Origin of the sequence: Vibrio sp. MM46, from assembly GCF_027587135.1 — a bacterium.
Lineage (GTDB): Bacteria > Pseudomonadota > Gammaproteobacteria > Enterobacterales > Vibrionaceae > Vibrio > Vibrio harveyi.
The window spans coordinates 204,596-211,788 of sequence record NZ_JAPPTO010000010.1 but is presented as its reverse complement, the minus strand read 5'-3'; the positions used below and the strand labels follow the sequence as shown (position 1 = coordinate 211,788).

The following is a 7,193-nucleotide window of genomic DNA, read 5'->3' as shown; positions in this document are numbered from 1 at the left end:
GCAACAGCAACAGCAACAGCAACAGCAACAGCAACAGCAACAGCAACAGCAACAGCAACAAAAGTCTCAAAATGAGGCTAAGAAAGAGCAAGGACAACAGTCACAAAATCAGCAAGAATCTGAAAATAAAAAAGAAAAGCAGAAAGCCGAGCAGCAACGCGCTAAACAAGGAAAAGAGAAACTGGATGAGCAGAAAGGTCAGCCAATGCAGGCTCAAGCTCAACCAGAGAAAACACATCAGGATGACCCTGAGTTCCGACGCTTAGAAGCGGTGGAAAGTGCTCGTGACCCAAGCTTCCTGATTCGTGCTCAAATGCAGTTGCAAGCTCAACAAAAACAACCTCCACAACAATCAAATAAGGAGTGGTAAGTCCATGATGAAAAAAGGCGCAAAACTGGTCTTTGTTCTAATGGCCAGCCTACTAACTAGCTTTTCGGTTTTTGCTCAAAGCCTTCAAGCCAGCGTAAATAAGACTCAGGTGGCTAAAAACGAAGTGATCAACCTTAGGATCATGGCAGACACAGAGTTAGGCTCAGATGCGATTAACTTTGATGCTCTGAAAGATGATTTCTTTTTGGGTCAGCCGCGTTATGGTCGCTCGAGTAATAACATCAATGGTCATAAAACCGTTCGCACTGAATGGAGTATTTCAATTGCTCCAATGAAAGAAGGTGTCGTGACCATCCCTAGCTTCTCTGCTGATGGAATGACAACAGAGCCTATCAAACTGCGCGTCACCAAAGATCAAACAGAACCGGACATGGATGAACTGTTTAGTTTCAACATGGACGTGGATAACCATACGCTTTATCCCCAGCAGTCTACGACGGTGCGAATGCAGTTAGTCATAAAGGCAGATCCTCGTCGCCTTGATAACCCTCAAATCCTCCCACCAAGTATTGAAGGGATGAAAATCGAGCCAGCAAGCGATGCCAAACAAGGTCGTCGCGTTATAGATGGACTTGAAGTTACGGTGTTAGAACAGTCATTCCACATTACTGCGGATCAACCAGGCACGTACACGCTTAACGGCCCTAAGCTGACTGGTTCATATATCTATGGGGACAGCTTAACTGGCTCAACCAAGATCATGCCAATCAACACAAAAACAGAGCAAATGACAATTACCGTCAAGCCAATTCCAAAAGATTTCAAAGGAAACTGGCTGCCTGCAAGTGCGTTAGAAATGACACAGAGCTGGCAAGATGATCAGGGTAATCCTCTGTCAGTGAATAAGATAAACACTGTGAAGCAAGGTTCTTCTATCACTCGTACGATTCGCATTCGAGCACATGGTACTCAAGCGGAATACTTGCCACGTATTGGCATTATTTACCCAAGTACATTACGTGTTTACCCTGAACAACCACAGTTTGAAACCTCGCGCGATGGCACAGTGACGATGACCGTCAAACAAGTGCTAATCCCTACCGAGGCAGGCAGCCTGACACTTCCGGGGTATTCTGTAAATTGGTGGGATAGCAATCGAGATCAAGAGAGAAAAGCAGAGATCACCCAGCTCAAATTGAATGTCGAAAAAAGTGATAGTGGTTTAATTACCTTGCCAGAAAGTGCGTTACCAACGCAACCTGCAGCTACTTCGGCACCCACTGCGCCAAGTGGTGTAGATTCAATTTGGCAAACACTCACTTTCGTATTCGGCGTATTGTGGCTTGTCACTTCTGCTATCGCGTTTGGACTGTGGAAAACACGCGCAACTCAACAAACAGAAAAGGCCGTAAGCGCGCGTCAGGGTTCGCCAATTCAAGATTTAGAGCGCACCATCAAACAAGGTGACAGCGTGATGATTGAAAGAGCAGTTAATGACTACCTAAACACCCATCATAGCAGCAGCGAATCTGACGCAGTAAGAGCGGTGAAAGAGGAGTTAGCCGTTATGAACCAATCTCGCTTTAGTGCGACACAACAAGTGTGGAAAGCAGAAACTCTACTCGTCAAACTTAAACAACTGGCGAAAGAGAAGCACACTAAATCTAGCCACCAGCTAGAAAAGTTGTAATCTCCTTCAACTTACTAACGCAAAATGGCAGCTCAATCAGAGCTGCCATTTTTGTATTTTGGTGATCTTAAGCAACGATTTGATCCGGCGTGTCGAACATACGAACACAATTTCGACCGCTATTTTTCGCCTGATAAAGCGCTTTATCTGAAAGTTGATAAAGGTGATCAAAATTAAAATCTTTTCCTTGAGTTTGATAACAGGAATAACCGACAGAAACCGTAAGCAATTCACCTTCTGGGTTGTGACAATGCTTGATTCCTTCATCCTCGATACAACGTCGAATACACTCCGCACGTAGCCTAACCTCTTCTTGGTCAGACCCGATCATCAGAAGGACAAACTCCTCACCACCAATGCGACAAAATACTTCGTCTTCATCTTTGGTATGATGCTCAAGAATATTGCCAATTCGCATTAAGGCAATATCCCCTTCTAAGTGCCCATAATGGTTGTTAAACAAACCAAAATGGTCAATATCGATCAGAATAAGACCGAAAGGCATCACCTCATTATGTTCGATATAACAGTACTTTTGCATCACATGCTCTAACATGCGGCGGTTGCCCAAACGTGTTAGCGGATCAAGTTTGGACAAAACCTCCAATTGTCGATTCGCTTCTTCCAGCTCTTTTGTTCGATTCTTGACTTCAAGCTCTAGGTTCTCATTGAGCTCTCTAATCGCTTCCTGCGCTTGCGTTCTTTGCAGCACTTCAGCAAGGCTTGAAGCAAACATTCGAATCACTTCACGTAGCTGAGATGTCAACGGTGCACGTGTAAGAAGGTTATCCACGGCGATAAAAGCGATAGGACCGCTGCTATTCGATGTCAGCACTGTCATGGCAGCCCAACCGAACCCTACAATGTTACAGTCATGGTAAATAGGTACCGATTCTTCGAAGGCGACCTCATTTGGCATCGAGCGGGCTAAATTGATCAAAGAGAAGTCTTGCGTCTCACCAAAAAAGTAAGATTCATCAACCACATTCCCTTGAATGTCGGTTCCCCACGTTCCTTGCATATAAGAACAATTTTCATCGGTTAAGAACACGGCCATACGGTCAATGCCAAGGTTCTTAATTGCAAACGTCACCGCAGATTTACAGACATCACTCACGGTCGTACAACGTGATAATTCAACCATACTGGAGTGCAGCATACGCACATTTTGCTCTTGGCGTTTTCGGATAAAAATTTGAGAGAAAAGCGAACCAAAAGACTCCAGCATTTGCTTTTGGTAAGCGGTAATCGGTTTACGGTGAATGAAGTTGTCCAACGCAAACCAGCCAAACGGCTCATTCCCATCGCGTAAAATCAACATCGCGTTCCATCCCTGCCCGACAACTTTGCCTGCGGTATATATAGGGGCATCTTCAACGATGACCAGATTGCGCTCTATGCTCGACAAAGCGGCGATGTACTCTTCACTCAATTGGTGAAGATCATACTGAGTGTGGAACTCGTCAATAGTAGTACCCGACTCATCTGTACCGTACGTGCCACTGAAACTGCGCTTTTTCATATCAAGCAGCATCAAGGTTGAGCGATCAAAGCCTAGACGCTCACGCAGTGCCTCTACTGCTTTTAAATACAGATCTTTCAAAGAGTCTGGGTTGGAAATTTCTAAAGCGACTTGTTGTACGAGCTTCATATTTTCGATGAACCGTTCACGTTGGCTGAGTTCATCAACATATTGAGCTTCTCGTACATCGCGGTGCTTCATCTCAAGCGACGCGTGTTTTTCCGCTCGAATGCACTGCCAACGAGCAGCAGCGAGCTGCATAGCGTCGTAGCTTTCTTCGTAAATATTGTGAGCCGATCGGGCTTGAACGTTTTGTACTAGTAGATAGGTGCGCTTAATCGGTGTGTTATCGAGCATCATGATGTAGCTGTCGCCACCCAGATCTTGAATGTGTTCCCAATTACAGGTGTTGATCGCAAGGGGAATAATACTTTCTGAGGTATCAAACTGGCTTGCCCAATCCCAAAAAGCTTCTGGATACTGACGAATTGGAAATAAGTCACCACGGGAAAAAAGAATGGTCCCGGTTGGATTAGTCAGCGGATCGTCGAAAATCGCTATCGCGCTGGGGGAAAAGTGCTGTTCTAGATGCTCGAAGATGGCTTCCGCCAAGAGCCTATGATCTCTCGTCGAAGAGACTGTTCTTGTAAAACTTTTTAAACTCACCTGACCAACCTAATCTACTTTTTTATTTTCGATAAAAAACTACTTAGGTGTAGATATGCAATCAATGGAATCCAAGTTGAGCTGTTAAGTCTTTCGCAAAAAATATTAACTTAATTTCACATTCGAGAACCTTTCAACATTTTTAGACAGGTGTTTCATCAGAATTACATACTGCAAAAAAATGAGCAAAAATGAATCAACATGAGCATTGCTAATAATGATAGGCAGTCACACCCAAAATAAAAAAAGCCCCTCACTAGGAGGGGCAAGAGTACCATCGCTTATAGTTATTAACGTATATGCTTGTAAATACTGTAATTAACCAAAGTCACCGTTTACATAACCTTGGGTGCGGTCGTCTTTTGGATCGCTAAAGATAACTTGTGTATCGTCATGCTCAACCAATTCGCCCATCAGGAAGAACGCAGTACGATCTGAGATACGACGCGCCTGCTGCATTGAGTGCGTTACGATCACGATGGTGTAGTTCTTCTTCAACTCTTCCATCAATTCTTCGATTTTGTGGGTCGCAATCGGGTCAAGTGCTGATGTTGGCTCATCCATTAGAATCACATCAGGCTCCATTGCGATTGTACGTGCTATACATAGACGCTGCTGCTGACCGCCAGACAGACCAAACGCGTGAGACTTAAGACGGTCTTTTACTTCATCCCAAAGTGCTGCACCACGCAGGGATCGTTCCACGACTTCATCGATGTGCTTTTTGTCTTTGATGCCTTGAGCTCGCAGACCGTACGCCACGTTTTCATAGATACTCATTGGGAATGGGTTTGGCTTCTGGAATACCATACCAACCTTAATACGAAGATCAGCAACATCGATATTGCCGTAAATATCTTCACCGTCCATTGCCAACTTACCCGTGATCTTCACGCCTTCAATCAGGTCATTCATGCGGTTCAAGCAACGTAGCAATGTTGATTTACCACAACCTGAAGGACCGATTAGCGCCGTCACTTGGCGTACTGGGATTGGTAAGTTGATTGATTTCAGTGCTTGGTTGTCACCGTAAAACAGATCTAGGTTTTCAATATCAAACTTGTTCATTTTCTTAATCTCTTAAATCTTGAATTCGTGTCTTTTAACGTGCGTTCTTAATTCGTTTTGTTAGTAAGTTGCGGTGTTAAAACGTCGTGCGATAAGTTTTGTAAACATGTTGATCAGTAGAACAACAACAATCAGAACTGTCGCGGTACCGTAAGCCTGATTCCACTCTTCAATGGTAAACAGTTCGGTAGTCAGTTTGTATAGGTGAACGGTTAACGTACGACCTGAATCCAATAGAGAATCCGGAATACGTGCAACCATACCTGCTGTCAGGAATACTGGAGCAGACTCACCAATGACACGACCAATACTTAGAATGACCGAGGTTAAGATACCTGGCATTGCGCTTGGAAGAATTAAACGCCAGATAGTGTAAATCTTAGAAGCACCCAGACCGTAAGAACCTTCACGGTATGTTTGCGGTACTGCCATCAACGCTTCTTCCGTAGTACGGATGATCACTGGCAGGATAAGGATACTTAGCGTTAGGGCACCTGATAGAATCGAGAAGCCAAGACCAAGAATTGCCACAAAGAAAGTCATACCGAATAGACCGAAGATGATCGACGGGATACCCGCCAATGACTCAGTACAAAATCGGATAATCTTCACTAAACGACTGCCTACTTTCGCGTATTCGGTCAAGTAGATTGCTGTCATGATACCGAGTGGAGCAGCCACTGCGATAGATGCGATAACCATGTAAATTGTCGCCACAATCATTGGGAAGATGCCCTGCTCTTCACCTGTACGCGTATAGTTATCAGTAATGAAGTTCCAATCTACGTGTTGTAGACCGTTTGATAGGATGTACCAGATAATCCAGAACAAAAAACCTACCGTCAGTGCTGCCGAGATCCAGACAAATGCGTTAAAGACATTATCTTTGAACTGGCGTGCTTTTTTAAGTTTTGCGCGATCCATAATAGTCACCTTTAACGAGCGATTACTTCGCTTTTTCTCGGTTTAGGTAAAGTAGTACAGCGTTCAACGACATGATGAAAACCAGAAGTACCACACCTGTAGCGTAAAGTGCGTTTGCGTGAACACCACTTGCGTAAGACATTTCAATAGCGATGTTTGCCGTTAGCGTACGAGCCGAATCCAAGATGCCTTCTGGCATAGCTGGCGCGTTACCCATAACCATAATGATCGCCATGGTCTCACCCAACGCACGACCGATACCCAGAATCACACCTGTCATGATACCTGAGCGAGCCGCTGGAACGAGCAATTTAAAGATGGTGTAGATTTTAGATGCGCCTAACGCCAAAGAACCTTCTTTGTAAGTACGAGGAACCGCGCGGATAGACGTTTCAGAAACCGTAATTACCGTTGGTAGAATCATCACACCAAGAACGATGATACCTGCAAGGATAGTGTTACCCGCTGGCACATCAAAAACGTTTTGAATCAGTGGAACGATAATAACTAGACCAAAGAAACCGTAAACGACGGAAGGGATACCTGCGAGCAGTTCTACTGCCGGGCGAATAATGTCCGCCAAGCGCTTTGGTGCGATTTCCGCGATAAAGATAGCAGTCAAAACACCAATTGGAACACCCACTAAAACCGCGCCAGCTGTCGATACGATAGAAGCGACGATCATAGTGGCAACACCGTATAATGCAGGTGGTAACCAGTTTTGACCTAGGACAATGCCCGAGACGCCCGCTTCTTGGAATGCTGGGATACTCTCTCGAACGATGAAGTATGCGATAACTGCTAATGATACGATACCGATAACAGCACTCGTTAGGAACAAGCCGTGGAAGATGCGTTCTCTCCAATCGACGCGGCGTTTTTCGCGTAAACCTGGCTTGCTGATCGCTTTAGCGTCAGTAGTCATAAGCTTTTCACTATTTGTTGCGATGGTCATAAAAATCTCACGGTTCTTGGCAATGCCGTTGAACACA

General features: G+C 44.8%; 5 protein-coding genes and 1 pseudogene. 2 read left to right on the top strand and 4 right to left on the bottom strand.

Translation table 11 applies throughout. The annotated features are described in order from the left end of the window. Window positions 1-370: pseudogene (locus tag OH459_RS13625) on the top strand (hypothetical protein); the annotation flags it as partial. 4 nt (window positions 371-374) lie between these two features. After that, window positions 375-2,021, top strand: coding sequence for a BatD family protein (locus OH459_RS13620; protein WP_009697866.1), 1,647 nt, complete (start codon window positions 375-377; stop codon window positions 2,019-2,021). A 67-nt stretch (window positions 2,022-2,088) separates the two neighbouring features. On the opposite strand, the gene OH459_RS13615 is transcribed toward OH459_RS13620, so the two are convergent. From OH459_RS13615 to pstC, 4 genes are all read right to left on the bottom strand, one after another. After that, a complete protein-coding gene (locus OH459_RS13615; RefSeq protein ID WP_017818511.1) occupies window positions 2,089-4,155 on the bottom strand; it encodes a sensor domain-containing diguanylate cyclase in 2,067 nt (688 codons plus the stop codon). 372 nt (window positions 4,156-4,527) lie between these two features. Beyond that, a complete protein-coding gene (pstB, locus tag OH459_RS13610) occupies window positions 4,528-5,277 on the bottom strand; it encodes a phosphate ABC transporter ATP-binding protein PstB (protein ID WP_005452851.1) in 750 nt (249 codons plus the stop codon). A 60-nt stretch (window positions 5,278-5,337) separates the two neighbouring features. Continuing rightward, window positions 5,338-6,201, bottom strand: coding sequence for a phosphate ABC transporter permease PstA (gene pstA, locus OH459_RS13605; RefSeq protein ID WP_005452853.1), 864 nt, complete (start codon window positions 6,199-6,201; stop codon window positions 5,338-5,340). A gap of 22 nt (window positions 6,202-6,223) precedes the next feature. Continuing rightward, complete coding sequence (gene pstC / locus OH459_RS13600; RefSeq protein ID WP_005452855.1) at window positions 6,224-7,156, bottom strand: phosphate ABC transporter permease subunit PstC; 933 nt, start codon at window positions 7,154-7,156, stop codon at window positions 6,224-6,226. Window positions 7,157-7,193: the final 37 nt, after the last annotated feature.